Below are 26303 nucleotides of genomic sequence, written 5' to 3'. Positions count from 1 at the left end.
GCCGGCGGGTCGACGCCCGTTCGACGAGCACCGGCACGCCCGCGGCGGGCGGTGCCGCATCGGTGTCGCCGAGCACGGCTGCCACCACGCATCCACCCCGCCGCATCCGCATAGGAGTGCCGATCTCCCGAATACGACGCCCCAGAAGTGCCGATCTCCCGCCGGAGTGTCGGGAAGTCGGAACTCCGGCGGGAGATCGGCACTCCTGACACGCGAGGAGACGGGATGCGGGTGCGCACGGCGGCTGCCGCTCGATGGAGGTCGTTCTCCCGTTGGAGGTGCGGGATACGCGACCTCCATCGCGAATGCAGCGATGAGCGGCGCGGCCGGCACGGCCCCGCCGCCCCTACAGCCCCTGGGCGAGGCGGTAGTAGGCGGCGTTCCAGCGCAGCTCGCGGGCGAAACCGCGCACGGTGGTGTCGTCGTCGATCGCGAGGAGCTCGACGCCGGCCATGTCGGCGAAGTCGCGGAAGACGTCGAGGCCGACCGCGGTCGACATGACCGTGTGGTGGGCGGCGCCGGCCTCGAGCCAGGCCGTCGTCGAGGTGCGGAAGTCGGGCGCGGGGCGCCAGACGGCCCGCCCGACGGGCAGCTTCGGCAGGGCGCGCGGCGGCGTGACGTTCTCGACGGCGTTCGCCGTGAGCCGGAACCGGTCGCGCATGTCGGAGAGGGCGACGACGACGGCCGGCCCCGGATCGGCGGTGAAGACGAGGCGGACGGGGTCTTCGCGGCCGCCGATGCCGAGCGGGTGGATCTCGAGCGAGGGCCGGGAGGTCGTCAGCGACGGCGAGACCTCGAGCATGTGCGCGCCGAGGATGAGCTCGTCGCCCGGGGTGAGGTCGTAGGTGTAGTCCTCCATGAGGGAGGCGCCGCCGGGCAGGCCCGCGCCCATGACGTTCGCGATCCGCACGAGCACGGCGGTCTTCCAGTCGCCTTCGGCGCCGAAGCCGTAGCCGTCGGCCTGCAGACGCTGCACGGCGAGCCCGGGCAGCTGCCTGAGCCCCCCGAGGTCTTCGAACGAGGTCGTGAACGCCCCGAACCCGCCCGTTTCGAGGAACGCGCGCAGCCCGAGCTCGATCGCCGCCCCGTATCGCAGCGAGGCGTGCCGTTCGCCGCCGCGCCGCAGTTCGGGCGCGACGTCGTAGAGCTCGTCGTAGAGGGCGACGAGTTCGTCGATCTCGGCGTCGGATGCGGCGTGCACGGCATCCGCGAGCTCGGTGACGCCCCACGTGTTCACCTGCACGCCGAAGCGCAACTCGGCCTCGGTCTTGTCGCCCTCGGTGACGGCGACGTAGCGCATGTTGTCGCCGAAGCGGGCGAGCTTCAGGTCCCGGGATGCGGCGAGGCCGGCCGCCGCCCGCTGCCAGGTTCCGAACTCGCGCCGCACGCGGGGGTCGGAGGCATGGCCGACGATCGTCTTCCGCGCCACGCCGAGGCGGGTCTGGATGTAGCCGAACTCCCGGTCGCCGTGCGCGGCCTGGTTGAGGTTCATGAAGTCGAAGTCGATGTCGTCGTAGGGCAGTGCGACGTTCGCCTGCGTGTGCAGGTGGGCGAGCGGCTTCCGCAGGGCGTCGAGGCCGGCGATCCACATCTTGGCGGGGCTGAAGGTGTGCATCCACGCGACGACGCCGATGACGTTCGGGGCGGCGTTCGCCTCGCGCATCACGCGTGCGATGGCGGCGGAGTCGGTGAGCACGGGCATCCACACGACCCGCACGGGCACCTCCTCGGCCTCGCCGAGCAGGGCGGCGACGGCGCGCGATTGCTCGGCGACCTGCCGGAGCGTCTCTTCCCCGTAGAGGTGCTGGCTGCCGGTGAGGAACCACACCTCGTACGCGTCGAGCGAGGTGGTGAGCGGGGTGCGGGTCATGGGCTGGTCCTTTCGCGGGTGGATGCCGGGCCGTCGATGCCGGGTGCGGATGCCGGGGCGTCGATGCCGGGTGCGGATGCCGGTCTGGATGCCGGGGTGCTGTTGCCGGGTGCGGATGCCGGAGGGCGGCCCGCCCGGCCCGGCGCCGCCGCGCCCGCCGCCGGCGGTCACAGCGCCCGGGCGGCCGCCTCCTCGGCGGCGAGGCCGGCGCGGAAGCGTTCGAGGTAGGCGGCGAACCCGGCGACGTCGGCCGGGTCGGGGTCGACGGTGTCGACGGCGGCGCCGGCGAAGACGTGCTCGGCGAGGTAGGCGGACAGCGCCTCGGCCCCGCCCACGGCGGGAGCACCGCCGGCGGCGGCGCCGCGCACATCCGCCCCGCCCGCGGCGGGAGCAACGCCGGCGGCACCACGGGCATCCGCCCCGCCCGCATCCCGAAGGTAGGCGGCGAGCACCGCGATGCCCCATGCGCCGCCCTCCGAGGCGGTCTCGCCGACGGCGACGGGCGCGGCAAGCGCCCCGGCGAGGAAGCGCTGGGCGACCCCGGCGGTGCGGAACACGCCGCCGTGGCCGAACATGCGGTCGATGCCGACGCCCTCTTCGGCGAGCACGCGCATGCCGAGCGCGAGGGCGCCGTACATGCCGTAGAGCTGGGCGCGCATGAAGTTGCCGAGGGTGAGGCGGCTGTCGGGGGTGCGGACGACCATCGGCCGGCCCTCGTCGAGGCCGGCGATCGGTTCGCCGGCGAGGGTGTTGTAGGCGAGCAGGCCGCCGCCGTCGGCGTCGCCGGTGAGGGCTTCGCGGAAGAGCGTCTCGTAGACGGCGTCGGGTTCCAGCGGCACGCCGGCGGCCTCGGCGAAGCGGCCGAAGAGCCCGGCCCAGGCGGCCAGTTCGCTCGCCCCGTTGTTGCAGTGCACCATCGCGACCGGGTCGCCGGCGGGCGTGGTGACGAGGTCGAGTTCGGGGTGCGGATGCGCGAGGGGGCGCTCGAGCACGACCATCGCGAAGATGCTCGTGCCGGCGCTGACGTTGCCGGTACGGGGGGCGACGGCGTTCGTGGCGACCATGCCGGTGCCGGCGTCGCCCTCAGGCGGGCAGCACGGGATTCCGGGGGCGAGCGCCCCGCTCGGGTCGAGGAGTGCGGCGCCGTCGGCGGTGAGCCGCCCGGCCGCCTGCCCGGCGACCCGCACCTCGGGCAGCAGCCGCCGCAGGGGCGCGGTGAGCGCCGTGCCTGCCGTGCGCCGGTCGTAGCGGGCGAGCAGTTCGGCGTCGTAGTCGGTGCCGGCCGCGTCGATGGGGAACATGCCGGAGGCGTCGCCGACGCCGAGCACCCGCTCCCCCGTGAGCCGCCGGTGCACGTAGCCGGCGAGGGTCGTGATCGAGGCGACGTCGGGCACATGGGCTTCGCCGTCGAGCACCGCCTGGTGCAGATGCGCGACCGACCAGCGCAGCGGGATGTTCACGCCGAACAGCTCCGACAGTTCCGCGGCGGCCGGCCCGGTCGAGGTGTTCCGCCAGGTGCGGAACGGGACGAGCAGCCGGTCTGCGGCGTCGAAGGCGAGGTAGCCGTGCATCATCGCCGACACCCCGATCGCGCCGAAGGTCTCGGGGGTGACGTCGTAGCGGCGCCGCACCTCGGCGACGAGGTCGGCGTAGGCGGCCCGGAGGCCGGCGTGCACGGCGTCGAGCGAATACGTCCAGCGCCGGTCGGCGTACTCGTTCTCCCATTCGCAGCCGCCGACGGCGAGCACCTCGCCCGGGTCGGCGCCGACGAGGCAGGCCTTGATGCGGGTCGAGCCGAGTTCGATGCCGAGCGCGGTGCGCCCCGCGAGGATGTCGGCGGCCGTATCGGAACGGTCGGGTTGCATCGGGGTGACTCCTTCGTCCAGGTGGATGCCGGGGGTCGCCCCGCGTCGCCCGCGCCGCCGCCCCACGGCATCCACTATGCCGTCACCGGCCGCCGTTGCGCCGCTTGTTGTACACGTCGAACGCGACCGCGAGCAGCAGCACGAGGCCCTTGACGGCCTGCTGCCATTCGATGCCGATGCCCATGATCGACATGCCGTTGTTCAACACGCCGATGATGAGACCGCCGATGATCGCCCCGCCGATGGTGCCGACGCCGCCCTGCACCGCCGCGCCGCCGATGAACGCCGCCGAGATCGCCTCGAGCTCGAAGCCATCGCCCGCCTTCGGGCCGGCGAGGTTCAGCCGGGCGGTGAAGATGAGGCCGGCGAGCGCGGCGAGCACGCCCATGTTCACGAACAGCCAGAAGTCCACCCAGCGGGTCTTGATGCCGCTCAGCTCGGCCGCGTGCCGGTTGCCGCCGATCGCGTAGATGTGGCGGCCGAAGACGGTTCGGTTCATCACGACGCCGTACACGAGCACGAGGACGGCGAGGATGATGAGGGTGACCGGGATGCCCTTGTACGAGGCGAGGGCGTAGGCGAAGAACGCGATCGCCGCCGACACCAGCACGAGCTTCGTGACGAACCACACGGCCGGCTCCACGTCCTGGCTGTACTTCTGCCGGCCGCGGCGGGTGCGGGTCTGCTGCACGACGAGTGCGACGATCGCGATCGCGCCGACGCCGAGGGTGAGCGGATCCAGCTCGAATTCGCCGAACACGTTCGACAGGAAGCCGTTGCCGAGCGCCCGGTACTCGGTCGGGAAGGAGCCGATGTTCGCGTTGCCGAGCACGACGAGCGCGAGGCCGCGGAAGATGAGCATGCCGGCCAGCGTCACGATGAACGCCGGGATGCCGACGTAGGCGATCCAGAACCCCTGCCACGCGCCGACGAGTGCGCCGATCGCGAGCGACAGGATGATCGAGAGCCACCACGGCATCCCGAGCTGGACGGCGAAGACGCCCGAGCAGGCGCCGACGAACGCGGCGACCGAACCCACCGACAGGTCGATATGGCCGGCGATGATGACCATCACCATGCCGATCGCGAGGACGAGGATGTACCCGTTCTGCACGATCAGGTTCGAGATGTTCTGGGGCCGGAGCAGGATGCCGTCGGTGAGGATCGAGAACAGCACGACGACGGCGAGCAGCGCGATGAAGATGCCGTTCTTGCCGAGGTCGCCGAGCACATGCCCGAGCCAGCGGGTGAAACGGTTGTCGGGCGGGTTGATGTTGCCGCCGACGGCCTGGGACTCGCCGGCGGGTGCGGGGGCGGGAGCCTGGGTGTTCGACATGGGGTCTCCTGTGTTCGCGCCGGTCAGCGCTGCTTTTCCATGGTCATGAGTTTGAGCATCGACTCGGGGTCGGCGTCGGCGACGGGCAGCTCGCCCGTGATGCGCCCCTCCGAGAGGGCGTAGAGGCGGTCGCAGATGCCGAGCAGCTCGGGCAGTTCCGAGGAGATGACGATGATGCCCTTCCCCTCGGCGGCGAGCCGGTTGATGATCGTGTAGATCTCGTACTTCGCGCCCACGTCGATGCCGCGGGTCGGCTCGTCGAGGATGAGCACCTCCGGGTCGGCGTAGATCCACTTGGACAGCACGACCTTCTGCTGGTTGCCGCCCGAGAGCTTGCCCGTCTTCACGAGCACGTTCGGCGCCTTGATGTTCATCGACTGCCGGAACTCGGTCGCGACCCGGTACTCCTCGTTGTCGTTGACGAGCCCGCCGGCCTCGAGCTTCCTCAGCGACGCCATCGAGATGTTCCGCTTGATGTCCTCGATGAGGTTCAGGCCGTAGGTCTTGCGGTCCTCGGTGACGTAGGCGATGCCGTTGCCGATCGCCTCCGACACGGTGCGGGTGCGGATCTCCTGCCCGCGCAGGTACACGCGGCCCGAAATCTTCGTGCCATAGGAGTGGCCGAACAGGCTCATCGCGAACTCGGTGCGGCCGGCGCCCATGAGCCCGGCGATGCCGACGATCTCGCCGGCGCGCACGTGCAGGTCCACGGCATCGACGATGACGCGCGTCGGGTCCTGCGGGTGGTGCGCCGTCCACTCCTCGACCCGGAGCAGCTCCTCGCCGAGCTTCGGCGTGTGGTCGGGATAGCGGTGCTCGAGGTCGCGGCCGACCATGTCCTTGATGATGCGGTCTTCGGTGACGTCGCCGCGCGAGATCGTCTCGATCGTCTTGCCGTCGCGGATCACGGTGACCGAATCGGCGACCTTCTTGATCTCGTTCAGCTTGTGGCTGATGATGATCGAGGTGATGCCCTGCTCCTTCAACTGCAGGATGAGCTCGAGCAGATGATCCGAATCCTCGTCGTTCAGGGCCGCCGTCGGCTCGTCGAGGATGAGCAGCTTCACCTCCTTCGAGAGGGCCTTGGCGATCTCGACGAGCTGCTGCTTGCCGACGCCGATGTCCATGATCCGCGTCGTCGGGTTCTCCCGGAGACCGACCCGGGCCAGCAGCTCCGCGGCACGCGAGTTCGTCTCGTTCCAGTCGATGAAGCCGCCCCGGCCGCGCCGCTCGTTGTTCAGGAAGATGTTCTCGGCGATCGAGAGGTAGGGGCTGAGGGCCAGCTCCTGGTGGATGATGACGATCCCCTTCGCCTCCGAGTCGGTGAGGTCCTTGAACTCCACGACCTCGTTCTCGAAGACGATGTCGCCGAGGTAGGTGCCGAACGGGTGCACCCCCGAGAGCACCTTCATGAGGGTCGACTTGCCGGCGCCGTTCTCACCGCAGATCGCGTGCACCTCGCCCCGGCGCACCTCGAGGTTCACGTTCTGCAGCGCCTTCACGCCCGGGAAGGTCTTCGTGATGCCACGCATCTCGAGAATGTTGCTGGTCATCCTTGCTCCTGCTCCGCCGCATGCGCCGGCCCCGGCGGCGCGGTCGATCGAGGGACTAGCCCGCGATCTCCTCTTCGGTCCAGTACCCCGTGTCGACGAGGGTCTCGGTGATGTTGTCCTTCACGACGATGACCGGGTCGAGCAGGTACGAGGGCACGACCTTCACGCCGTTGTCGTAGTCCTTCGTGTTGTTGACCTCGGGCTCCTCGCCGTTCAGCACGGCCGTGGCCATGTCGACGGCGACGGTGGCGAGCTCACGGGTGTCCTTGAAGATCGTCGCGAACTGCTCGCCGCGGTTGATCGCCTTCACCGAGTCGATCTCGGCGTCCTGCCCCGAGATGACCGGCCAGCCCTCGCCGACCGTGTACCCGGCGTCCGTGAGGGCCGAGATGATGCCGCGCGAGATGCCGTCGTAGGGCGAGAGCACCGCGTTGACCTTGGTGCCGTCCGAGTACTTGGCGGTGAGGATGTCCTCCATGCGGCTCTGGGCGGTCTCGCCGTCCCAGCGCAGGATGGCGGCCTGCTCGAAGCCGGTCTGCCCGCTCGCGACGACGAGCGTGCCGTCGTCCAGGTAGGGCTTCAGCGTGTCCATCGCGCCGTTCCAGAAGAACGTCGCGTTGTTGTCGTCGGGCGAACCGGCGAACAGTTCGATGTTGAACGGGCCCTTCGGCGCATCCGGCAGCGCCTCGCCGTCGAGGTCGACGAGCCCGAGGCCGTTCAGCACCGAGGTCGCCTGCTGCACGCCGACGAGGTAGTTGTCGAACGAGGCGTAGTAGTCGACGTTCTCGGAGTCGCGGATGAGCCGGTCGTAGGCGATCACGGGGATGTCGCTGTCGGCGGCCTGCTGCAGCACCTCCGAAAGCGTCGTGCCGTCGATCGAGGCGATGATGAGGGCTTCGGCGCCCTTGGTGATCATGTTCTCGATCTGCGAGACCTGCGTGGGGATGTCGTCCTCCGCGTACTGCAGGTCGACCTTGAAGCCCTGCTCCTCGAGCTGCTCCTTGACGGCCTTGCCGTCCTGGATCCAGCGCTCCGAGCTCTTCGTCGGCATCGCCACGCCGATGAGGCCGCCGTCGCCCTCTCCGCCGCCGCTGCCGCCCGCGCACGCGGCGAGCGCGAGCATCGAGCCGGCCGCGATCGTCGCGAGGAGCGCCTTCTTCGCGTTCTTCACGGTGTGTCCTTTCACTGTGTCGGTGGACGTCGTCCTCTGGTGACCGGGGCCCGGCGGCGTCCTCGCCGGCCTCGTCTTCCGCCCGCCGTGGGGCTGCGGGAAGTTCATGCGGTGGATGCCGGGTCGCGCCCGGCTTCGGGGCGCCGGGCATCCCCGGTCTGCCCGTACACGTTCTGGTAGCGCTCGTAGAGCGCGTCGATCGACGCCTGCGGGATCGGGATCGGCTCGCCCTGCGCGCGCGCGAGGTGCACGGTGCGGGCGACGTCTTCGACCATGACGGCGGCCTTCACCGCGTCCTTCGGGGTGACGCCGATCGTGAAGGGGCCGTGGTTCTGCATGAGCACGGCCCGGGAGCGGTGCCCGGCGAGGGTCTCGACGATGCCGCGGCCGATGGAGTCGTCGCCGATGATCGCGAAAGGGCCGACCGGGATCGGGCCGCCGAACTCGTCGGCCATGGCCGTGAGGACGCAGGGGATCTCCTCGCCGCGGGCCGCCCAGGCCGTCGCGTACGTCGAGTGGGTGTGCACGACGCCGCCGACCTCGGGCATGTGCCGGTACACGTGGGCGTGCGCCGCGGTGTCCGAGGAGGATGCGCGTTCGGAGCCGGGCGTGCCGGCCACGACCTCGCCGCCCAGGTCGCAGAGGATCATGTTCTCGGGGGCGAGCTCGTCGTAGGCGACGCCGCTCGGCTTGATGACGAAGAGTTCGGCGCCGGGCACGCGGCCCGAGACGTTGCCGCCGGTCCACACGACGAGGCCGGCGCGCACGAGTTCGCCGTGCAGCTTCGCGACGTCGGCCCGGACGCGTGCGATCGCGACCTCGATCTGCGGGCCGAACGTGCTCATCGGGCTGACTCCTTCGTCTGTGCGGTACTGCCGTCTGCGCGGTACTGCGTGCGTGCCGGTCGGGATGTTTCGATGTGACCGTTCACATGGCGCTGCCAATAGTACGCACACGCCGCGCATCCGTGTCAACCGGGAGCGCCCGACGGCCCGGGATGCTGCGGGCTCGGCCCGCTCAGAACGCCGCGGGGCCCGTCGAGGCGCGCAGCACGAGTTCGGGCTCGATCGTCCAGCGATGCTCGGGCGAGGCCGGATCCACCTCGCCGAGCAGGATGCCCACGCACCGCCGCCCGAGCTCGGCGAAGTCCTGCCGGATCGTCGTGAGCGGCGGCCAGAAGTGCGCCGCCTCGGGGATGTCGTCGAATCCGATGATCGACACGTCCCCCGGGATCGAGAGCCCGGCGTCGTGCACGGCGTGCATGAGCCCGAGGGCCATCTGGTCGTTCGAGGCGAAGATCGCCGTGAAGTCGCGCACCGTGAGCAGCTCGCGGCCGGCGTGGTAGCCGAAGCCGGCCGTCCAGTCGCCGAGGATCGGCGCCGTCGTGGCCACATCCTGCGCGCTCATCTCCTCGAGGAAGCCGCGCATCCGCGCCTCCGCCTCGATCCAGTCCTGCGGCCCGGCGAGATGGTAGATGTTGCGGTGGCCGAGCTCGATGAGGTGCCGGGTCGCCATGCGGGCGCCGGCGATCTGGTCGACCGAGAGGGCGTGCGCGTCGTCCCGGCCGGTGGACTGCATCGTCACCCACGGCACGTCGATCTGCAGCTCGGCGAGGGTGTCGAAGACGCGCACCTGCGGGGCGATGACGACGAGGCCCTCGATGCCCTGTGCGGCCAGATGCGCGAGGCCCTCGGCGATCGACGCGGCATCCTGCGACTCGATGTTCGCCGTCGTCACCCAGTAGCCGGCCTCGCGCGCGGCCTCCTCGATCGCGGCGATCGTCGACGCCGGCCCGTACTCGGTGCTCGACGCCGACAGGATGCCGAAGGTGCGCGAACGGCTCGTGACGAGGGCGCGCGCCGCCCGGTTCGGCTTGTACTGCAGCTCGCCCATGACGTCGAGCACGCGCTGCTTCGTCTCGGGGCGGATGCTCGGGTGATGGTTCAGGACGCGCGACACCGTCTGGTGCGAGACGCCGGCCAGGCGCGCGACGTCGCGGATGCTCGGGGCCCGGCCCCGGCGCGTCTCCTCGGTCACGTCACCCCCGTTCCGGAATGTGCACGGTCACACTGTGCCGCTCCAGTATGCCGCAGTCGCCTTGCGGCATGTGACCGTCACAAATGTGACCGTCACATCGCTGAGCGCGCACAATGGAGGCGTGCCGGACTTCATGGACGAACTGCCGCTGAGCCGGCGTGGACGCGTCGACGAGTCGGGCGTGCACTCCGATCGGCGCCTCGAATACGCCGAAGTGCTCGAGCAAACCGCCGCGCTTCGGAGCGACGCGGGCGAGCCGGACGCCGGCGAGGCCGCCCGGCTCCACACCCTCGCGGCCGACGCCCGGGGCGGCCGGCGCGTCCCGGTGCGCATCCTCGCCCGCGCCGTGCTCGAATACCTCGAGCTCGCCCGCGAGGCATCCGCACCCGCCGAACTCGCATCCGGCACGAGCGGCGCCGTCGCCCTCTTCCTCGCAGCCAAGGCGCCCACCGAGATCCGCGCCGTCATCGGCGGGCACGCGCTCCGCGCGAGCGACGCCGGCTGGGAATTCGGCCGCGGTCCCGTGCTCGAAGCCCCGGCAGCCGACCTCATCCGCTTCCTCGCCGGTCGCAGCGACACCGCGCCGAGGCCCGCCGCGCCCCGCAACGGCGGGACGCCCGGCGCCTGAGGCCGGCACCGGGCATCCTCACCCGGCTCCTACTGCGCTCCCTCCACGATCTCCAGCAGGTTCGGCACGTTCGCATAGGCCTCCGCGGCGTTCTCCTTCGTCACGATCACCGGCGGCAGCAGGTACGCGGGCACGACCTTCACGCCGTTGTCGTACTGCTCGGTGTCGTTGACCTCCGGGTCCTCCCCGGCCTGCAGCGCCTGGATCATCTTGATGGTCTGCTCGACGAGCAGCGTCGTGTCCTTGTTGATCGTCGAGTACTGCTCGCCGGCCATGATCGACTTGACCGACTCGACCTCGGAGTCCTGCCCGGTGACGGTGAACTTCGAGACGTCCTTGCCGGCCTGCTTCACCGAGGTGAGGATGGCGCGGGCGAGGGTGTCGTTCGGCGAGAGCACGCCGTCGACCTCCTGGTCGGCGTATGCCGAGGTGAGGATCGAGTCCATACGGCTCTGCGCATTCTCCGCCTCCCAGCCCTGGGTGGCGGTCTGGGCGATCTCGGTCTGGCCGCTGGCGACGACCAGGGTTCCGTCGTCGATCTTCGGCTGCAGCACCTCCATCGCCCCGCCGAAGAACACGGCGGAGTTCGCGTCGTCCGGCGAGCCCGAGAACAGCTCGATGTTCCACGGCGCACCGTGGGCCGAGCGTGCCTCGAGGCCGTCGAGCAGGGCCTGCCCCTGCAACCGGCCGACCTCGAAGTTGTCGAACGCGACGTAGTAGTCGACGTTCTCCGTGTTCTCGATGAGGCGATCGTAGGCGATGATCTTCACCCCGGCATCCGCCGCCTGCTGCAACTGATCGCCGAGCTGCTTGCCGTCCTTCGCGCCGATGACGATGACCTTGGCGCCGTTGGTGACCATCGCCGAGATCTGGTTCTGCTGCTCGGCGACGGTGTTGGATGCCGGTGCGTACTGCACATCGGCGTCGAAGCCGGCCTCGGCGAGGCCGTCCTCGAAGAGCGCGCCGGCGAGCACCCAGTTCTCGCTCGTCTTGTCGGGCAGGGCGACGCCGATCAGGGCGTCTGCGGCGAAACCGGCCGAGCCGGTCGCGTCGTCGGTGGATGCGCCGCCGCCGCGTTCGCCGGAGCAGCCCGAGAGGGCCAGGGCGGCCGCCGCGACGACGACGAGCGCGGGAAATGCGATTCTCTTCATCGATCCGTCACTTTCTGCTCGTGGAGGCGGTCGCGCGCTAGCTGTTGCGAGGCACGTCGGCCGGTTCGACCGTCTCCGGGGTTCCGCTCGTCGGTTCGACGAGCGGAGGTTCTTCGGGCGCGCCCGACAACAGGCGCGCACGTCGGCGCCGGCTCCAGATCCCGAGGATCGAGGGGCGGCCCTGCCGCTTGCTCAGCACATCCACCCCCACGGCCAGGAGCAGCACGAGGCCCTTGACCATCGACACGACGTCGGCGCCGGCACCGATGAGCTGCAGGCCGTTGTTCAGGAACGCCATCACGAGGCCGCCGACGATCGAGCCGATCACGGTGCCGATACCGCCCGAGACGGCCGCGCCGCCGATGAAGACCGAGGCGATCGCGTCGAGCTCCCAGCCGTTGCCGTCCTGCGGGCCGGATGCCCGGGCGCGCGCCACGAAGATCATGCCGGCCAGGGCCGCCAGCACCGACATGTTCATCATGACGAAGAAGTCGACCCAGCGATCCTTCACACCCGACAGGGTCGCGGCGGCGCGGTTGCCGCCGACCGCGTAGATATGCCGGCCGAGCACCGTGCGGCGGGTGATGAAGGAGTACACGATGATGAGGGCGACGAGGATGATGCCCGAGACCGGGAAACTCGTGCCGGGCCGGCCGGTCGCGAACAGCCACGCCGCCCAGAGGATGACGCCGGCGACGACGACGACCTTCACGACGCTCACCCAGACGGGTGCGCGTTCGGATCCCATCTTCTTCTGCACGCGCCGCTGATTCCACTCGTGGAAGACGATCCATCCGGCCCCGAGGATGCCGAGCACCATCGTCAGCACGTTGAAGTCCAACGGCACGTCCAGCTCGGGCAGGTAGCCCGAGCCGATCACCCAGAACTCCTCGGGCACGGCCACCGTCGTCGAGTTGCCCCAGTACTGGTTCGCGCCGCGGAAGATGAGCATGCCCGCCAGGGTCACGATGAACGCCGGCACCCCGACGACGGCGACCCAGAAGCCCTGCCAGGCGCCGATGATCGCCCCGACGACGAGGCCGAGGATGATCGCCGCCCACCACGGCAGCCCCCAGTCGGCCATCGAGGTCGCCACGACGATGCCGACGAACGCGGCGATGGATCCGACCGAGAGGTCGATGTGGCCCATGATGATGACCATCACCATGCCGATGGCGAGGATCAGGATGTAGCTGTACTGGTTGACGACGTTGATGAGGTTCGTCGGCGACAGGGTCAGCCCGTCGGTCCAGATCTGGAAGATCACGATGATGACGATCAGGCTGCCGAGGATGCCGAACTGCCTGAGCGTCGACTGGCCGCCGCCGAACATCTTGCGGATGTCGGCGAAGCCGCCGCGCTTGCCCTGCTCGCTCACGCTACGTCCTTCTTCCTCGTCCGGGTCATGCTGCGCATGAGGGCCTCCGGGCTCGCTCCGGCCGCATCGATGCAGTCGGTGATGCGCCCCTCGAAGACGGTGTAGATGCGGTCGGCGATCCCGAGCAGCTCGGGCAGCTCGCTCGAGATGAGCAGCACGCCCTTGCCGGCGGCCGCGAGGGCCTGGATGATCGTGTAGATCTCGTACTTCGCGCCGACGTCGATGCCGCGGGTGGGTTCATCGAGGATGAGCAGTTCGGGATCCGTGAACATCCACTTGGCGAGGACGACCTTCTGCTGGTTGCCGCCCGAGAGCGTACCGACGCCGTCGTCGACGCTCGGCGTCTTGATCCGGAGCTGCTGCCGGTAGTCCTCGGCGACGCGGAACTCGCGGGTGTCGTCGACGACGCCGGCACGCGCGATCTTGCCGAGCCCCGCCGAGACGATCGAACGCTTGACGGTGTCGAGCAGGTTCAGGCCGAGCTGCTTGCGGTCCTCGCTGACGTAGGCGAGCCCGTGGTCGATGGCGGACTGCACGTTGTGCAGCACGATGGGACGGCCGTCCTTGAACATCGTGCCCGACAGGTAGGTGCCGTAACTGCGTCCGAAGATGCTCATCGCCAGCTCGGTGCGGCCGGCGCCCATGAGCCCGGCGAGGCCGACGATCTCGCCGCGGCGCACGGTGAGGCTCGCGCTCTTCGCGACGAGCCGTTCGGGGATGGCCGGGTGCTGCACCGTCCAGTCGCGGATCTCGAAGAACACCTCGCCGATGTCGGGCGTGCGGTCGGGGAAGCGGCGGTCGAGGCTGCGGCCGACCATCCCGCGGATGATGCGGTCCTCGTCGACGCCGCCCGCACCGACGTCGAGGGTCTCGACGACGCGGCCGTCGCGGATGATCGTGATGGAGTCGGCGATCGCCTCGATCTCGGCGAGCTTGTGGCTGATGATGATGGAGGTCATTCCGCGGCCCTGCAGGGTGCGGATGATGTCGAGGAGGTGCCGCGAGTCGCCCTCGTTCAGGGCGGCGGTCGGTTCGTCGAGGATGAGCAGTTCGACATCGCGCGAGAGCGCCTTGGCGATCTCGACGAGCTGCTGCTTGCCGACGCCGAGGTGCTTGATCTGCGTGTCCGGGTCCTCGCGGAGGCCGACGCGTTCGAGCAGTTCGCGGGCTCGGGACGTCGCCTCGACCCAGTCGATCCGGCCGCCGGTTGCGACCTCGTTGCCGAGGAAGATGTTCTCGGTGATCGACAGCTCGGGGATGAGCGCGAGCTCCTGGTGGATGATCGCGATGCCGGCCTGTTCGGAGGCGCGGATGCCGGCGAAGCGCATCACCTCGCCGTCCACGACGATGTCGCCCGTATAGGTGCCGAAGGGGTACACGCCCGAGAGCACGTTCATGAGGGTGGACTTGCCGGCGCCGTTCTCGCCGCAGATCGCGTGGATCTCCCCGCGCCGCACGGTCAGCGTCACGTCGGCGAGCGCGCGCACGCCGGGGAACTCCTTCGTGATGCCGCGCATCTCGAGGAGCGGTGCTGCCCCATGCCTTGCGTTCACCCGGACCTCGCCGTCCTCGTGTGACCGTTCACATCGCGATTCTCATCGTGCAACCGCCCGGTGTCAAGGACCCCGAACGGGCGAGTCCGGCGCGGCCCCCGCACCGCCACCGTTCCGGAGATCGCCACCGTTCCGGATGGATCCAGCTCATTCCATCCGAAACCGGGGTTATCTCCGGAAGCGTGGTTGCGGGGCGGGCGGGGGTGCGCGGCGCGTGCCGAGGAGTGCGCGCGGAGGGGTGCGCGCCGCGCTCAGTGCGAGGCGGGGCGTGTACGGCCCGACCAGGCGAGCGCGCCGGCGGCGAGCATGATCCCCAGCGTCAGGCAGAAGCCGAGGACGATCGATGTCGTGCCGCCGTGACCGACGACGGCGGTGATCGCCGCAGTGAGGGCGAGCGCGAGCGCCGGTCCGACGGCATCCACCACCTGCACCGCCGAGCTCACGAACCCCTGCGCGGCCGGATCCGCATCGGCGAGCACGGCGACCATCGTCCGCGGGAACATGAGTCCCATGCCGGAGCCGGCGAAGATCCACCCGACGATCGCGACCCACGCCGGCCACGCGAACACCGTCGTCGCCAGCGAGCAGACGATCGCGAGCGCGAGCGAAGCCGTCCCGATGCGGAACGCGGCCTCGTTCGACAGGCGCTCGCCCGCCCGCCCCTGCAGCCACGACGCCGCAGACCAGGCGAGCCCCGACCCCGTCAGGGCGATGCCGGCGACGGCGGCGTCGAGGCGGTAGTGCCCGGTCAGCAGGTACGGCAGGTACACCTCGGTGCCGACGAACGCGCCGCCGATGAGCAGGCGCAGCAGCACCACCGACGGCATGCCCCGCCGGGCGGTGAGCACGCCGGCCGGGAGCAGCGGGCGGATCGCGGCGAGCACTGCGGCGAAGGCGAGCCCGCCGACGACGAAGGAAGCCGGCCGCGGCAGCTCGGCCGACAAGGTCAGCGCGAGGACCGTGACGGCCGCGACCGCCGACCAGGCGATCGCCCGCGCGTTCCAGGGCGCGGACGCGGCTTCGGGCCCGGCATCCCGGCCCCGAAGCGCCGGCAGCACGACGGCGAGCGCCGGCAGCACGAGCAGGATCACGCCGAGGAACACCCAGCGCCAGCCGATTGTGTCGGCGACGATGCCGGCGATCGCCGGCCCGATGAGGGCCGGAACGACCCAGGCGGCGGCGAAGCCGGCGAGGATGCGCGGGCGAACGGCCGGCGCGTAGGCGCGCGCGACGAGCACGTAGAGGGGTACCGTGATCGCACCGCCGCCGATGCCGTGCACGAGCCGGCCGACGACGAGCATCGGCATCGTGACGGCCAGGCCGGCGATGAGGAGCCCGGCGACGAAGAGACCGACGCCGACGAGCAGCGGTGCGCGCACGGCAGCGCGGTCGCACCAGTTGCCGGCGACGACGGTGCCGACGACCCCGATCGCCAGCGGCCCGGCGAAGGCGAGCGCGTAGAGCGATTCGCCGCCGAGCTCGCGGGCGACGAGCGGCATCGAGGTCGTCACCGCGAGCTGTTCGAAGGCGGCGAGGAACACGAGGGCGCACATGCCGATCGACAGCCAGCGGACCTCGGGGGCGAGCGGGCCGGGAGGGCGGGTCGCGGCCGGCGCGCCGGCGTCTTCGGTCATCACGTTTCCCGAGCGTAGAACCTCAAGTATTGTTGAGGTCAATGGACACGGTGCATCCCAGCAAAGACGACCGCCTCACCGTCGGCGAGGTCGCCGCACGCAGCGGCGTGCCGATCTCGACGCTGCACTTCTACGAGCGCGAGGGCCTTCTCGCCCCCGAGCGCGACGACGCCAACCGCCGCCGGTACCGCCGGGCCGAGCTGCGCCGCATCAGCTTCATCCGGGTCGCGCAGCGTGTCGGCATCCCCCTGGCCGAGATCCGCGACGCCCTCGACGGCCTGCCCGATCGGCGCATCCCGACCCGCCGCGACTGGATGCACCTCTCGGCGCGCTGGCACGAAGCCCTCGAACGCCGCATCGCCGACCTCGAGCACCTGCGCGACGACCTCGCGACCTGCATCGGCTGCGGCTGCCTGAGCCTCGGCGTCTGCACCCTCGAGAACCCCGCCGATCGGCTGGCCGCCGCGGGCCCCGGCCCCAGGCGGTGGACCGAGGAGGACTGACGCGGGTGGATGCCGCGGGCCACGGCATCCACCGACGTGGCCTACATCTCCTCGTGCACGTCGGGGTCGGCGCCCCAGATGCGCCCGCGTGCGAGCGCGGAGATCGCCTCGACCTCCTCGGTGCGCAGAGTGAAGCCGAAGACGTCGAGGTTCTCGCGCTGCCGAGCGGCGTGCGCGGACTTCGGGATCGGGATGACCTCGTGCTCGACGTCCCACCGGAGCACCGTCTGGGCGACGCTCACCCCGTGCTCGGCGGCGATCTCGGCGAGCACGGGCTCGGCGAGCAGATCGCTCTTGCGCCCGAGCGGGCTCCACGCCTCGGTGCGGATCTCGTGCTCGTCGTGGAAGGCGCGCAACTCCTCCTGCGGGAAGTACGGGTGCAGTTCTACCTGGTTCACGACCGGCACGACACCCGTCTCGTCGATGAGGCGCGAGAGCATCGGGGCCGTGAAGTTCGACACCCCGATGGATCGGGCCAGGCCCCGCTCGCGCAGGTTGATCATCGCCCGCCAGCTCTCGACGTACTTGTCGACGGACGGGTTCGGCCAGTGGATGAGGTACAGGTCGACCCAGTCGACGTCGAGCTTCTCGCGCGACTCCTCGAAGCTCGCGAGCGTCTCGTCGTAGCCGTGGTGGCGGCCCGGCAGCTTCGTCGTCAGGAAGAGTTCGCCCCGATCCACCCCGCTGCCGGCGATCGCCTGCCCAACCTCGGCCTCGTTGCCGTAGTTCACCGCGGTATCGACGAGGCGGTAGCCGGCCTGGATGCCCGACTCGATCGCCTCGGTGCCAGCCGGCCCGTTCAAACCGTAGGTGCCGAGCCCGATGGCCGGAATGGAGTTGCCGTCGCGGAGTGAATACGAGGGGACGCTCATCCTTCCATGCTCGCGCACCCGGCGCCCTGCGCGCGACCCCTCGCCGCGATCCGGCGCGTCGCCGTCACAGCCCGGCGGCGCCCTTCGCCTCGTCGACGAGTCCGTCCAGGACCGGGATCAGCGCGGGAATGCTGGTCGTCGCCGCCCGCCACACGATCTCGTAATCGATGTCGCGGACCAGCCGAGCCGCCTCGGCAGCGTCCCAGAGATGGGCACCGGATTCAGGCCGCATAGAGGTCCTGCGCGCTCCCGAGGACCGAAGCCCGGAAGAAGGGGTTCTTCATCGACCGCTCGACGACGAGATCCACGCCTCTGCCGACGATCCGCTCGAGTTCGGCTTTCAGCCCGAAGAAGTCGTCATACAGGTTCTGCCTCCCGGGCCGGAAAGCGACGAGGAAATCGACGTCGCTCGTCTCGGGGTCGAACCGATCGGTGAGCACCGAGCCGAAAACGCGAAGCCGTTCCACTCCGTGACGCTCGCAGGCGCGCCGGATCGCCTCGGTATCGAGGAACGCGACCGCCTCCATGCGTTCAGTCTCGCAGATCGGCAACGGCATGGCGAGGAACCGCGCCCCTCGCGCCCAGGGGGCGGCGGGGCGGGGCGCGGAGGTGCGGGCGGCGGGCCCGGTCATGCGGGGTCCTTCCGCAGCTCGGTTTCCGGGGTCGCCGCCCGGCGGCGCTTCACGGCGGCCACGACGAGCGCCGCGGCGGCGAGGGCGAGCGGCACGGCGAGATTCTGCCAGGCGAGGAGGAGCAGGGCGGCGGTGCAGGCGGCGGCGACGACGGCGAGCCACCAGCCGGCGCTGCCGCGGCGCAGCAGCAGCACGGCGGCGACCATGCCGGCGGCGTAGATGGCGACCATGTTGCTCGTGTGGATGAGGATGAAGGCGGTCAGGTCGAGCCCGTTGCCGATCATGAGAGCCGTGTAGACGAGGATCAGCACGCCGGTGACGGCGAGCGCCGGGCGCGGGATCCCGCCCTCCTCGGCGCCGCGCGCGAGGGGTCGGGGCAGGTCGCCGTCGCGGGCGAGCGCCGCGCCGAGCTTGCCGAATGCGGGCATGTAGGAGTTCAGGACGCCGAGGGTCACGACCGCCGCGATGATCGCGACGAGCACCGGCCCGACGCCGGGCGCGGCGACGGCGGCGAGGTCGAGCAGGGGAACGGCGCTGCCGCCGGCATCCACCCCCAGCACCCCGACGGTCATGAACTGCAGCGCGAGGTAGCCGGCGCCGACGACGACGATCGCGATGCCGGTGGCGATCGGGATGGTGCGGCGGGGGTTCTTGAATTCGCCGGCGATGTGGGTGCCGACCTCCCAGCCGGCGAAGGCCCACACGAAGAGGCCGATCGCGGTGCCGACGCCGCCCCAGCCGTTCGGCAGGAACGGGGTGAGGTTGCCGGGTTCGACGTGCGGGAACGCGACGGCGACCGTGCCGATGACGACGGTGAGCAGCAGCCCGGTGAGGGCGAACTGCAGCCACCCGGCCACCCGCACCCCGAACCAGTTGACGATGAACGGCGGGACGAGGATCGCCAGCCCCACGATCGGCACGGCCGCGCGATCGACGCCGAGCACGGCGACGACGTATTCGCCGCCGAGCATGCCGACGACGGGGTAGCCGACGCAGACGCCGAAGAAGAACCAGTACCCGGTCATGCGGGCGGCCGTGTCGCCGAGGGCGCGGCGCACGAAGCTCGCGACGCCCCCGGCATCCGGGAACCGCGCGGCGAGCGCGGCGAAGGTTCCGGCGAGCGGGATCGAGAGGGCGAGCACGGCGGCGACGGCGACGATGGATGCCGGGCCGGCGGCCGATGCGGCCAGCCCCGGCAGCACGAGGATGCCGGTGCCGAGCACGGCGGCGACGTAGAGGGCGGTGCCACGGCCGAGCCCGAGGGCGCCGCCGCGGGCGGGGGCCGCTTCGGTCATGCTCGCTTCGCTTTCGGTGATGGTCATGTCTCGATCATCACCACCCCGCACCAGCGGCGCCGCTGGCAGTTACGACAAGGTTCGTCGAAATCCTGCCATCGCGCGGTGGTACGCTTCCCGAGAGGAGGCATGTCATGGTGGAGAGGCTGACGACGCCGCTGTTCATCGGCGTCGTCGTCATGGTGCTCGTCGCGCTCGCCGGGCAGACGCCGTCCGGCGTTCGCGAGTGGCTGGTGCCCGTCGTATTCGCCGTGTCATGCACAGCGGCAGGGATCGTTTCACAGTTCGTGCGCGAGCGACGGCGGGCCTTCCTCCCGCGGGCGCTTCACGACGACACCCGACACACGCGGGCACGTCGCGACGACGCCTGAGGCCCGCCCGCCCGCTACGGCGGAGCCGGGCGGAGTCGAGCCGCGCCGCCCCGTCACACGGCCGCGAGCGCTCCGTCGATGTCGGCGAGCAGATCGGCGGCATCCTCGATGCCGACCGAAAGGCGCACGATCGCCTCCGGCACCTCCGCGTCGGTGCCGCGCACCGAGGCGTGCGTCATCGACCACGGGTGGTTCACGAGCGATTCGACGCCGCCGAGCGACTCGGCGAGCTGGAACAGCTGCGTGGATTCCGCGAAACGCCGGGCGGCGGCGCCGTCGGCGAGCTCGAGCGAGAGCATGCCGCCGAAGCCCGACATCTGGCGGGCGGCGAGCTCGTGCCCGGGGTGCGATTCGAGCCCCGGATAGTAGACGCGGACGACCGCGGGATGCTCATCGAGGCGGCGGGCGATCTCGAGGGCGTTCGACGAGTGCCGCTGCATCCGCACCCCGAGGGTCTTGATGCCGCGGGAGGTGAGGAACGCGTCGAACGGCCCCGACACGGCGCCGGCCGCGAACTGGGTGAAGCGCACCTTCGCGGCGAGCTCCTCGTCGTTCAGCACGACGGCGCCGCCGACGACATCGGAGTGGCCGCCGAGGTACTTCGTCGTCGAGTGCACGACGACATCGGCGCCGAGCGCGATCGGCTGCTGCAGCGCGGGGCTCGCGAAAGTGTTGTCGACGACCAGCAGGATGCCGGCCTCGCGGGCGAGGGCGGCCGCGGCGGCGATGTCGGTGACCTTCATGAGCGGGTTCGAGGGGGTTTCGACCCAGAGCACTTTCGTCTCGGGGCGGATGGCGGCGCGCACGGCATCCGCATCGCTCGTGTCGGCGGTGGTGTGCTCGATGCCCCAGGCGCCGTGGATGAGGCGGATGAGCCGGTGCGTGCCGCCGTAGACGTCGTTGCCGATGACGACGTGGTCGCCGGGGGCGAGCACGGTGCGCAGCAGTGCATCCTCGGCGGCGAGCCCCGAGGCGAAGGAGAGCCCGTGGGCTGCGCCCTCGATCGCGGCGAGCTGGGTTTCGAGGGCGGTGCGGGTGGGGTTGCCGCCGCGCGAGTACTCGTAGCCTCCGCGGAGGCCCCCGATGCCGTCCTGCACGAACGTCGAGGTCTGGTAGATCGGCGGGATGACGGCGCCCGTCGTGGGGTCGAAGTCCTGGCCGGCGTGGATGGCGGTGGTGTCGAAGCCGTGGCTCATGGGGTGGCCTTCCGTGTGGTTCTCGGGTGTGGATGCCGTGGCGCGGTGGATGCCCCGGGGCATCCACTCGGGCCGTACGGTCGGATCATGCGGTCGCGAGGTAGCCGAGCAGGTCGGCCCGGCTGATGACGCCGAGCGCCTTGCCGCCGTCGGTGACGAGCAGCGCGGGCGTCGACGCGAAGGCCTGCCGTACGGCGGCGACCGGCTCGTTCACGCCGATGAGGGGCAGGGCGTCGCCGACGACGGTCTCGATCTTGTCGGTCAGCTGCGCGCCGCCGGAGAAGACGAGCTCCATGAGCGACTCCTCGTGCACGGCGCCGACGACCTCGCCGAGCACGACCGGCGGCTCGGCCGACAGCACGAGCAGCTGCGAGACGCCCGCCCCGGTCATCCGGTCGATGGCCTCGCGGATCGTGTCGCTCGGGTGCACGTACAGGAGGGGCGCGGTGCGGTCGGCCTTCGCGCGCAGCACGTCTGCGACCGTGTGGCCGGCGGGCGCGTTCGAGAAGCCGTAGGCGCGCATCCACTTGTCGTTGAAGATCTTGCCGAGGTAGCCGCGGCCGCCGTCGGGCAGCAGCACGACGAACACGTCGTCGGGGCCCGCATCCTTCGCCGCCTCGAGCGCGGCGACGACCGCCATGCCGCTCGAACCGCCGACGAGGATGCCCTCTTCCCGCGCGAGGCGGCGGGTCATCGCGAACGAGTCGGCGTCGCTGACCGCGATGATCTCGTGCGGCACGTCCGGGTCGTAGGCGCTCGGCCAGAAGTCCTCGCCGACGCCCTCGACGAGGTACGGCCGGCCCGTGCCGCCCGAGTAGACGGAGCCCTCGGGGTCGGCGCCGATGATCCGCACCCGGTCGTCCGACACCTCGCGGAGGTACCGGCCGGTGCCGGTGATCGTGCCGCCCGTGCCGACGCCGGCGACGAAATGCGTCACCTTGCCCTCCGTGTCGCGCCAGATCTCGGGGCCGGTGGTCTCGTAGTGACTGCGCGGACCATTCGGGTTCGCATACTGGTTCGGTTTGAACGCGCCCGGGATCTCGCGGGCGAGCCGGTCGGAGACGCCGTAGTACGACTCGGGGCTGTCGGGGGCGACCGCCGTCGGCGTCACCACGACCTCGGCGCCGTAGGCGGTGAGCACGTTGCGCTTGTCCTCGCCGACCTTGTCGGGGCAGACGAACACGCAGCGGTAGCCGCGCTGCTGGGCGATGAGGGCGAGCCCGACGCCCGTGTTGCCGCTCGTCGGCTCGACGATCGTGCCGCCCGGTTTCAGCTTGCCTTCGGCCTCGGCGGCGTCGATGATGCGGGCCGCGATGCGGTCCTTCGAACTGCCGCCCGGGTTCAGGTATTCGAGCTTGACGAGCACCGTCGCCTGCGTGACGCCCTCCGTCACGCGGGTGAGCTTGACGAGCGGGGTGTCGCCGACGAGATCGACGATGGTCTCTGCGTACTTCATGCTGGCCTTCCTCGGGTCGTACCGCGCCGGCGCGATCCGGGCGCCGGGCATGGATCGGTGGTCGTCTAGGAACGACAACGACAGCCGAGGCGCACAGTCACCCGTTCAGCGTAGCGGCAGCAGCCGACACGGGCGAGCAGGCTGGCGGCGGCCCGGCATCCGCTCTCCGCCTGGGAATGCCCTGCGAGGTGTCATCCCGGGGGCGCGCACCTGTGCTCGATGCGCTCGTATAGAGGTGTCCCCCGAACGAGAGGCCCGACGTGACCCCCGAGTCCCCCGAGCGACCGCTCACCGTCAAGCAGCAGCGCGCCGCATCCCGTGCGATGAAGACCGCCGAGTTCAAGAAGCGCGAGGCCCGCCGCCGCCGCAACCGCCTCATCGGCATCTGGGGCGGCGTCACCGCAGTCGTCGCGGTCGCCGCCCTGCTCGTGGCCTCGTTCGTGCTCGCGCCGAAGCCCGCGAGCTACTCCGAGGGCGGCACCGGGGCCGAGATCGAAGGCGTCGAAACCTTCGACAACGTCTCCGACCACGTCGAGACCGAGGTCGACTACCCGCAGACCCCGCCCGCCGGCGGCCCGCACAACCCGGTCTGGCTGAACTGCGGCGTCTACGAGGAGGTCGTGCCGAGCGAGGCGGCCGTGCACTCCCTGGAGCACGGCGCCGTCTGGGTCACCTACGACGCCGACGCCCTGAGCGACGAGGAGCTCTCGACGCTGCGTGCGAAACTGCCGGGCACCTACGTCATCCTCTCGCCCTTCGAGGGGCTCGACACCCCCATCGCGCTGAGCGCCTGGAACGCGCAGCTCAAGGTCGACTCGGCCGACGACCCCCGCATCGCCGAGTTCTTCGAGGAGTACTGGAAGAGCCAGAACGTGCCCGAGGTCGGCGCCGCCTGCACCGGTGCCTACGACGGACCGGGCAAGGTGTCCTGACGGTGACGCCCGAGGCCGCGGGCGCGGGGGCCGCCGGCACGGATGCTGCGGGCGCCGGGGTCGCCGGCACGCACGCCGAGGCCGCAGTGGATGCCGCGGGCGCCCCGCATCCGGCGCCCGACCGCCGCGGGCGGGCCCTCGTCGCCGTGGTCGCGCTCGTCGCGGTCGTCGCCGCCACCCTCGTGGCCTTTTCGCTCGGCCGGCTCACCGCGACCGTCGACGCCCCGCCGTCGGGCACGAGCGCCGAGGCCGGTTTCGCCCGCGACATGCAGGTCCACCACGATCAGGGCGTCGAGATGGCGTTCATCGTCCGCGACCGCACCGACGACGAGGCAGTGCGCCTGCTCGCCTACGACATCGCCCGCACCCAATCGCAGCAGTCGGGGCAGATGTACGGCTGGCTCGCCGAATGGGGGCTGCCGCAGGCCGGCTCCGAACCGCCGATGACGTGGATGGCCGAGGGCGGTCACGAGCACGGCGGCACGCCCGCGTCGCCGGGCGGTGCCCTCATGCCCGGCATGGCGACGCCCGCCGAACTCGAAGAGTTGCGGAACGCATCCGGCATCGACGCGGAGCGTCTCTTCCTCGAGCTCATGATCGCCCACCACCGCGGCGCCCTCGAGATGGCCGAGGCCTACCTCGACATCGGCGACCGCCCCACGGTCACCGCCTTCGCCCGCGCCGTCGTCACGAGCCAGCTGGCCGAGATCGCCCTCATGGAGGACATGCTCGCCGAGCGCGGCTGAACCGAGGCCGTGTCCGAACGGACGGGCTGACCGTGGAGGATCTTCGCAGGCTTCCGCAAGCGACTGCCGGATAGGGATCGACTGACGAAGACTGCACCACACTGAACAACAGTGACATACACTGATCGCTAGTGATGTTCACTGAGCGAAGTGAGGAGCACTGATGGACACCAGTTTCAGCGAAACGATCGACCGCATACGTGCGCAGGGAACCGACGACGCACTCGTTGAGGTCAAAACCAGCGCCAGGAAGCTGAGTTCCGACATCTGGGACAGTGTGAGTGCATTCGCCAACACAGCAGGCGGGCACATCATCCTCGGCCTGTCCGAACAAGACGGATTCCGTCCGGCCCAGGGGTTCGACATCGACGGGGTACGCGATCAGTTCGTCGAAGGCATCGGCGACGGCGGTGCGACAGGAGCGAAGATCAGCAACCCTCCCGCCTATGGGATGATCCGAGAAACGGTCGACGAGCAACCCGTTCTCCTCATCACCATCGCAGCGAACGCACCGGGCAATAGACCATGCTTCGTCACCGCCAAAGGATTGCCGGGTGGCGCATACAAACGGATCGACGACAAAGACATCAAGCTCTCGGCGGCCGAGGTCTTCGAGTTGCGGAATTTGTCAAGGCGGATGAGGCCGGTGGGTGTTATGCGGCGAGTTGGAGCTCGTCCGCTGGTGGCTGGTTGATCCAGGCGGCTGGGTCGCGGTCGAGGATCTTCGGGCGGGTCTGAGCGCGGGTGCCGAAGCGTTCGGGGTGCGCGCGGCGGGCCTGATCGAGCGCGGTGTCACGGTCACGGTCGATGGCGTCCGCGTGGCCGTAGTGGACGTCGGCGGGGGTGTGCATCCCGATCCCGGTGTGCCGGTGATGGTGGTTGTACGCGTTGACGAATTCGTCCAGGAACTCGCGGGCCGCGGTGAGGGAACTGAATCGTTCGGGGAAGTCGGGCAGGTATTTCATCGTCTTGAACAGTGCCTCGGAGTACGGGTTGTCGTTGCTGACGTGCGGGCGCGACCTCGACTTCGTGACACCGAGATCGGACAGCAGCGTGGTCACGGTCTTCGAGGTCATCGACGGGCCACCATCGGAGTGCACGACCTGCGGGGTGCCGTGGATCCCGAACGCGTCCAGCATCATCTCTTTCGCGAGGATGCCGTCCTCGGTGGCATGCACGATCGCGCCGACGATGTACCGGGAAAAGATGTCGATCATCACGTACGCGTCGTAGTAGACGCCTTTCACGGGGCCGGCGAGTTTCGTGATGTCCCACGAGTACACCTGCCCGGGCCCGGTCGCGATCAGCTCCGGGATCTTCCGCGGCGGGTGTGTGGCAAGCCGTCGCCGTTCCCGCACCTGCGTGTTCTCCCGCAGTACCCGGTACATCGTCGAGACCGAGCCGATGTACTGGCCTTGTTCGAGGAGGATCGCGTAGACCTGCAACGGCGGCTTATCGACGAACTCGTCGCTGTTGAGCACCGCGAGCACGCGGGCCCGCTCGTCGCAGTCGAGCTTGTTCGCCGGCGCCGGACGCGGCAGCGGAGGCTCCCGGTCAGGGCGCCGCTCACGACCAGTCCGTCGAACCGCGCTCGCCCGTGGAACCCCGGTCAGTGCAGCCGCATCCCGGGTCGGCGTGCCAGCCAAGGCCAGCTCCCGGTACGCGTCCATCAGCGGCGTTTCGGCGTCGGGTCGGTGTCCGCGCTCTCGGAGAGCTGTTCCAAGAGCGCGTGTGCTTTTCCCATGATCTGCAACGCCATCTCGGTCGTCGCGAGTTTCTGTTCCGCTTTCGCGAGTTGCCGGCGCAGCGCCGCGATCTCGGCCTGCTCACGCGAGGGCCGCCCCACCGCCTCGCCGGGCTGCTTGCCTTCGAGAAGACCCGCGTCGCGCTGCTTGCGCCATTCCGAGATCAACGACGAGTACAGGCCCTCGCCCCGCAGGAACGCGTTCCCCCCACCGGTCTCGCACGCGGTCTCATACTCGGACAGGTACTTCAGCTTCTGCGCCGGCGTGAACGTACGGCGACGGGCGCGACCGGCAGGATTCGACGGGGCAGACACCACTCCATCATCGGTGGCCGCGGGAACCGTGGCCAGAGAACTCGAACTCATCAGATTGGGTGATC

24 protein-coding genes are annotated in these 26303 nt (G+C 70.3%); 6 read left to right on the top strand and 18 right to left on the bottom strand.

Annotation, left to right across the window (positions count from 1 at the left end; all coding sequences use genetic code 11):
• Nucleotides 1-346 precede the first annotated feature (346 nt).
• The 7 genes from araA to G127AT_RS10530 all read right to left on the bottom strand — a co-directional run bounded on the left by araA (nucleotide 347) and on the right by G127AT_RS10530 (nucleotide 9832).
• The gene (gene araA, locus G127AT_RS10560; protein ID WP_210896682.1) at nucleotides 347-1870 is read right to left on the bottom strand and encodes an L-arabinose isomerase; all 1524 of its coding nucleotides are present in this window, start codon (nucleotides 1868-1870) and stop codon (nucleotides 347-349) included.
• A 167-nt stretch (nucleotides 1871-2037) separates the two neighbouring features.
• Nucleotides 2038-3735: a xylulokinase gene (locus G127AT_RS10555; RefSeq protein WP_210896680.1), complete on the bottom strand. Its 1698-nt coding sequence runs from the start codon at nucleotides 3733-3735 to the stop codon at nucleotides 2038-2040.
• 82 nt (nucleotides 3736-3817) lie between these two features.
• Nucleotides 3818-5071 carry a multiple monosaccharide ABC transporter permease gene (mmsB, locus tag G127AT_RS10550; protein ID WP_210896678.1) on the bottom strand — a complete coding sequence of 418 codons (1254 nt, stop codon included), beginning with the start codon at nucleotides 5069-5071 and terminating at the stop codon, nucleotides 3818-3820.
• Nucleotides 5072-5094: 23 nt separating this feature from the next.
• On the bottom strand, nucleotides 5095-6624 hold the full coding sequence (gene mmsA / locus G127AT_RS10545) for a multiple monosaccharide ABC transporter ATP-binding protein (RefSeq protein WP_210896676.1): 1530 nt from the start codon (nucleotides 6622-6624) through the stop codon (nucleotides 5095-5097).
• Nucleotides 6625-6679: 55 nt separating this feature from the next.
• Nucleotides 6680-7747: a multiple monosaccharide ABC transporter substrate-binding protein gene (gene chvE / locus G127AT_RS10540; protein WP_210902057.1), complete on the bottom strand. Its 1068-nt coding sequence runs from the start codon at nucleotides 7745-7747 to the stop codon at nucleotides 6680-6682.
• 152 nt (nucleotides 7748-7899) lie between these two features.
• Nucleotides 7900-8640 (bottom strand): L-ribulose-5-phosphate 4-epimerase, encoded by a 741-nt coding sequence (locus G127AT_RS10535; RefSeq protein ID WP_210896674.1) that lies wholly within the window; start codon nucleotides 8638-8640, stop codon nucleotides 7900-7902.
• A 172-nt stretch (nucleotides 8641-8812) separates the two neighbouring features.
• Nucleotides 8813-9832 (bottom strand): LacI family DNA-binding transcriptional regulator, encoded by a 1020-nt coding sequence (locus G127AT_RS10530; RefSeq protein WP_210896672.1) that lies wholly within the window; start codon nucleotides 9830-9832, stop codon nucleotides 8813-8815.
• Nucleotides 9833-9953: 121 nt separating this feature from the next.
• On the opposite strand from G127AT_RS10530, the gene G127AT_RS10525 reads away from it, so the two are divergent.
• On the top strand, nucleotides 9954-10460 hold the full coding sequence (locus tag G127AT_RS10525; RefSeq protein ID WP_210896670.1) for a hypothetical protein: 507 nt from the start codon (nucleotides 9954-9956) through the stop codon (nucleotides 10458-10460).
• A gap of 29 nt (nucleotides 10461-10489) precedes the next feature.
• Here G127AT_RS10525 and G127AT_RS10520 read toward each other — a convergent pair whose 3' ends face one another.
• From G127AT_RS10520 to G127AT_RS10505, 4 genes are all read right to left on the bottom strand, one after another.
• Nucleotides 10490-11611: a substrate-binding domain-containing protein gene (locus tag G127AT_RS10520; RefSeq protein ID WP_210896668.1), complete on the bottom strand. Its 1122-nt coding sequence runs from the start codon at nucleotides 11609-11611 to the stop codon at nucleotides 10490-10492.
• A gap of 37 nt (nucleotides 11612-11648) precedes the next feature.
• Entirely contained in the window at nucleotides 11649-12944 is a 1296-nt protein-coding gene (mmsB, locus tag G127AT_RS10515; RefSeq protein WP_210902056.1) for a multiple monosaccharide ABC transporter permease, read from the bottom strand.
• Between the two features lie 41 nt (nucleotides 12945-12985).
• A complete protein-coding gene (mmsA, locus tag G127AT_RS10510) occupies nucleotides 12986-14506 on the bottom strand; it encodes a multiple monosaccharide ABC transporter ATP-binding protein (protein WP_210896666.1) in 1521 nt (506 codons plus the stop codon).
• A gap of 287 nt (nucleotides 14507-14793) precedes the next feature.
• A complete protein-coding gene (locus G127AT_RS10505) occupies nucleotides 14794-16176 on the bottom strand; it encodes an MFS transporter (protein WP_244857979.1) in 1383 nt (460 codons plus the stop codon).
• Nucleotides 16177-16217: 41 nt separating this feature from the next.
• On the opposite strand from G127AT_RS10505, the gene soxR reads away from it, so the two are divergent.
• The gene (gene soxR, locus G127AT_RS10500; protein ID WP_210896662.1) at nucleotides 16218-16679 is read left to right on the top strand and encodes a redox-sensitive transcriptional activator SoxR; all 462 of its coding nucleotides are present in this window, start codon (nucleotides 16218-16220) and stop codon (nucleotides 16677-16679) included.
• Between the two features lie 41 nt (nucleotides 16680-16720).
• Here soxR and G127AT_RS10495 read toward each other — a convergent pair whose 3' ends face one another.
• From G127AT_RS10495 to G127AT_RS10480, 4 genes are all read right to left on the bottom strand, one after another.
• On the bottom strand, nucleotides 16721-17551 hold the full coding sequence (locus tag G127AT_RS10495; protein WP_210896660.1) for an aldo/keto reductase: 831 nt from the start codon (nucleotides 17549-17551) through the stop codon (nucleotides 16721-16723).
• Between the two features lie 64 nt (nucleotides 17552-17615).
• Complete coding sequence (locus tag G127AT_RS10490) at nucleotides 17616-17783, bottom strand: ribonuclease HepT family protein (RefSeq protein ID WP_210896658.1); 168 nt, start codon at nucleotides 17781-17783, stop codon at nucleotides 17616-17618.
• Complete coding sequence (locus tag G127AT_RS10485) at nucleotides 17773-18183, bottom strand: nucleotidyltransferase family protein (protein ID WP_244857530.1); 411 nt, start codon at nucleotides 18181-18183, stop codon at nucleotides 17773-17775. Before G127AT_RS10485 ends, G127AT_RS10490 begins: the two co-directional genes overlap by 11 nt.
• The gene (locus G127AT_RS10480) at nucleotides 18180-19505 is read right to left on the bottom strand and encodes an APC family permease (RefSeq protein ID WP_244857529.1); all 1326 of its coding nucleotides are present in this window, start codon (nucleotides 19503-19505) and stop codon (nucleotides 18180-18182) included. Before G127AT_RS10480 ends, G127AT_RS10485 begins: the two co-directional genes overlap by 4 nt.
• 107 nt (nucleotides 19506-19612) lie before the next feature.
• Between G127AT_RS10480 and G127AT_RS10475 the strand changes: the two genes are divergently transcribed.
• Entirely contained in the window at nucleotides 19613-19849 is a 237-nt protein-coding gene (locus G127AT_RS10475) for a hypothetical protein (protein WP_210896656.1), read from the top strand.
• A 53-nt stretch (nucleotides 19850-19902) separates the two neighbouring features.
• Here the strand turns inward: G127AT_RS10475 and G127AT_RS10470 are convergent, their stop codons facing one another.
• Both G127AT_RS10470 and G127AT_RS10465 read right to left on the bottom strand, forming a co-directional pair.
• Nucleotides 19903-21045, bottom strand: a complete 1143-nt coding sequence (locus tag G127AT_RS10470) for a cystathionine gamma-synthase (RefSeq protein WP_210902049.1) — start codon at nucleotides 21043-21045, stop codon at nucleotides 19903-19905.
• An 85-nt stretch (nucleotides 21046-21130) separates the two neighbouring features.
• Complete coding sequence (locus tag G127AT_RS10465; RefSeq protein WP_210896654.1) at nucleotides 21131-22501, bottom strand: cystathionine beta-synthase; 1371 nt, start codon at nucleotides 22499-22501, stop codon at nucleotides 21131-21133.
• Between the two features lie 260 nt (nucleotides 22502-22761).
• Between G127AT_RS10465 and G127AT_RS10460 the strand changes: the two genes are divergently transcribed.
• From G127AT_RS10460 to G127AT_RS10450, 3 genes are all read left to right on the top strand, one after another.
• Complete coding sequence (locus G127AT_RS10460; RefSeq protein ID WP_244857528.1) at nucleotides 22762-23433, top strand: thioredoxin-like domain-containing protein; 672 nt, start codon at nucleotides 22762-22764, stop codon at nucleotides 23431-23433.
• A 2-nt stretch (nucleotides 23434-23435) separates the two neighbouring features.
• A complete protein-coding gene (locus tag G127AT_RS10455) occupies nucleotides 23436-24179 on the top strand; it encodes a DUF305 domain-containing protein (protein ID WP_244857527.1) in 744 nt (247 codons plus the stop codon).
• 163 nt (nucleotides 24180-24342) lie between these two features.
• On the top strand, nucleotides 24343-24873 hold the full coding sequence (locus tag G127AT_RS10450; protein ID WP_210896651.1) for an AlbA family DNA-binding domain-containing protein: 531 nt from the start codon (nucleotides 24343-24345) through the stop codon (nucleotides 24871-24873).
• Here the strand turns inward: G127AT_RS10450 and G127AT_RS10445 are convergent.
• A protein-coding gene (locus tag G127AT_RS10445) for an IS3 family transposase (RefSeq protein WP_425305894.1) occupies nucleotides 24833-26238 on the bottom strand; the annotation gives its coding sequence in 2 pieces (ribosomal slippage) (nucleotides 24833-25881 and nucleotides 25881-26238; 1407 coding nt in all). The genes G127AT_RS10450 and G127AT_RS10445 overlap by 41 nt on opposite strands.
• Nucleotides 26239-26303: the final 65 nt, after the last annotated feature.

Origin of the sequence: Agromyces archimandritae (genome assembly GCF_018024495.1) — a bacterium.
GTDB classification, from domain to species: domain Bacteria; phylum Actinomycetota; class Actinomycetes; order Actinomycetales; family Microbacteriaceae; genus Agromyces; species Agromyces archimandritae.
The sequence above is the reverse complement of the archived record's forward strand: the minus strand, read 5'-3'. Positions and strand labels throughout refer to the sequence as shown.

What these genes read in the sequence shown, in the direction of transcription:
- G127AT_RS10450 (WP_210896651.1), top strand. Translation starts at nt 24,343, where the DNA reads ATGGACACCAGTTTCAGCGAAACGATCGACCGCATACGTGCGCAGGGA.
- G127AT_RS10505 (WP_244857979.1), bottom strand. Translation starts at nt 16,176, where the DNA reads ATGACCGAAGACGCCGGCGCGCCGGCCGCGACCCGCCCTCCCGGCCCG.
- G127AT_RS10465 (WP_210896654.1), bottom strand. Translation starts at nt 22,501, where the DNA reads ATGAAGTACGCAGAGACCATCGTCGATCTCGTCGGCGACACCCCGCTC.
- G127AT_RS10520 (WP_210896668.1), bottom strand. Translation starts at nt 11,611, where the DNA reads ATGAAGAGAATCGCATTTCCCGCGCTCGTCGTCGTCGCGGCGGCCGCC.
- G127AT_RS10555 (WP_210896680.1), bottom strand. Translation starts at nt 3,735, where the DNA reads ATGCAACCCGACCGTTCCGATACGGCCGCCGACATCCTCGCGGGGCGC.
- mmsB (WP_210902056.1), bottom strand. Translation starts at nt 12,944, where the DNA reads ATGTTCGGCGGCGGCCAGTCGACGCTCAGGCAGTTCGGCATCCTCGGC.
- mmsA (WP_210896666.1), bottom strand. Translation starts at nt 14,506, where the DNA reads ATGCGCGGCATCACGAAGGAGTTCCCCGGCGTGCGCGCGCTCGCCGAC.
- G127AT_RS10475 (WP_210896656.1), top strand. Translation starts at nt 19,613, where the DNA reads ATGGTGGAGAGGCTGACGACGCCGCTGTTCATCGGCGTCGTCGTCATG.
- G127AT_RS10490 (WP_210896658.1), bottom strand. Translation starts at nt 17,783, where the DNA reads ATGCGGCCTGAATCCGGTGCCCATCTCTGGGACGCTGCCGAGGCGGCT.
- mmsA (WP_210896676.1), bottom strand. Translation starts at nt 6,624, where the DNA reads ATGACCAGCAACATTCTCGAGATGCGTGGCATCACGAAGACCTTCCCG.
- G127AT_RS10470 (WP_210902049.1), bottom strand. Translation starts at nt 21,045, where the DNA reads ATGAGCCACGGCTTCGACACCACCGCCATCCACGCCGGCCAGGACTTC.
- mmsB (WP_210896678.1), bottom strand. Translation starts at nt 5,071, where the DNA reads ATGTCGAACACCCAGGCTCCCGCCCCCGCACCCGCCGGCGAGTCCCAG.
- chvE (WP_210902057.1), bottom strand. Translation starts at nt 7,747, where the DNA reads ATGCTCGCGCTCGCCGCGTGCGCGGGCGGCAGCGGCGGCGGAGAGGGC.
- araA (WP_210896682.1), bottom strand. Translation starts at nt 1,870, where the DNA reads ATGACCCGCACCCCGCTCACCACCTCGCTCGACGCGTACGAGGTGTGG.
- G127AT_RS10535 (WP_210896674.1), bottom strand. Translation starts at nt 8,640, where the DNA reads ATGAGCACGTTCGGCCCGCAGATCGAGGTCGCGATCGCACGCGTCCGG.
- G127AT_RS10485 (WP_244857530.1), bottom strand. Translation starts at nt 18,183, where the DNA reads ATGACCGGGCCCGCCGCCCGCACCTCCGCGCCCCGCCCCGCCGCCCCC.
- G127AT_RS10495 (WP_210896660.1), bottom strand. Translation starts at nt 17,551, where the DNA reads ATGAGCGTCCCCTCGTATTCACTCCGCGACGGCAACTCCATTCCGGCC.
- soxR (WP_210896662.1), top strand. Translation starts at nt 16,218, where the DNA reads ATGGACACGGTGCATCCCAGCAAAGACGACCGCCTCACCGTCGGCGAG.
- G127AT_RS10480 (WP_244857529.1), bottom strand. Translation starts at nt 19,505, where the DNA reads ATGACCATCACCGAAAGCGAAGCGAGCATGACCGAAGCGGCCCCCGCC.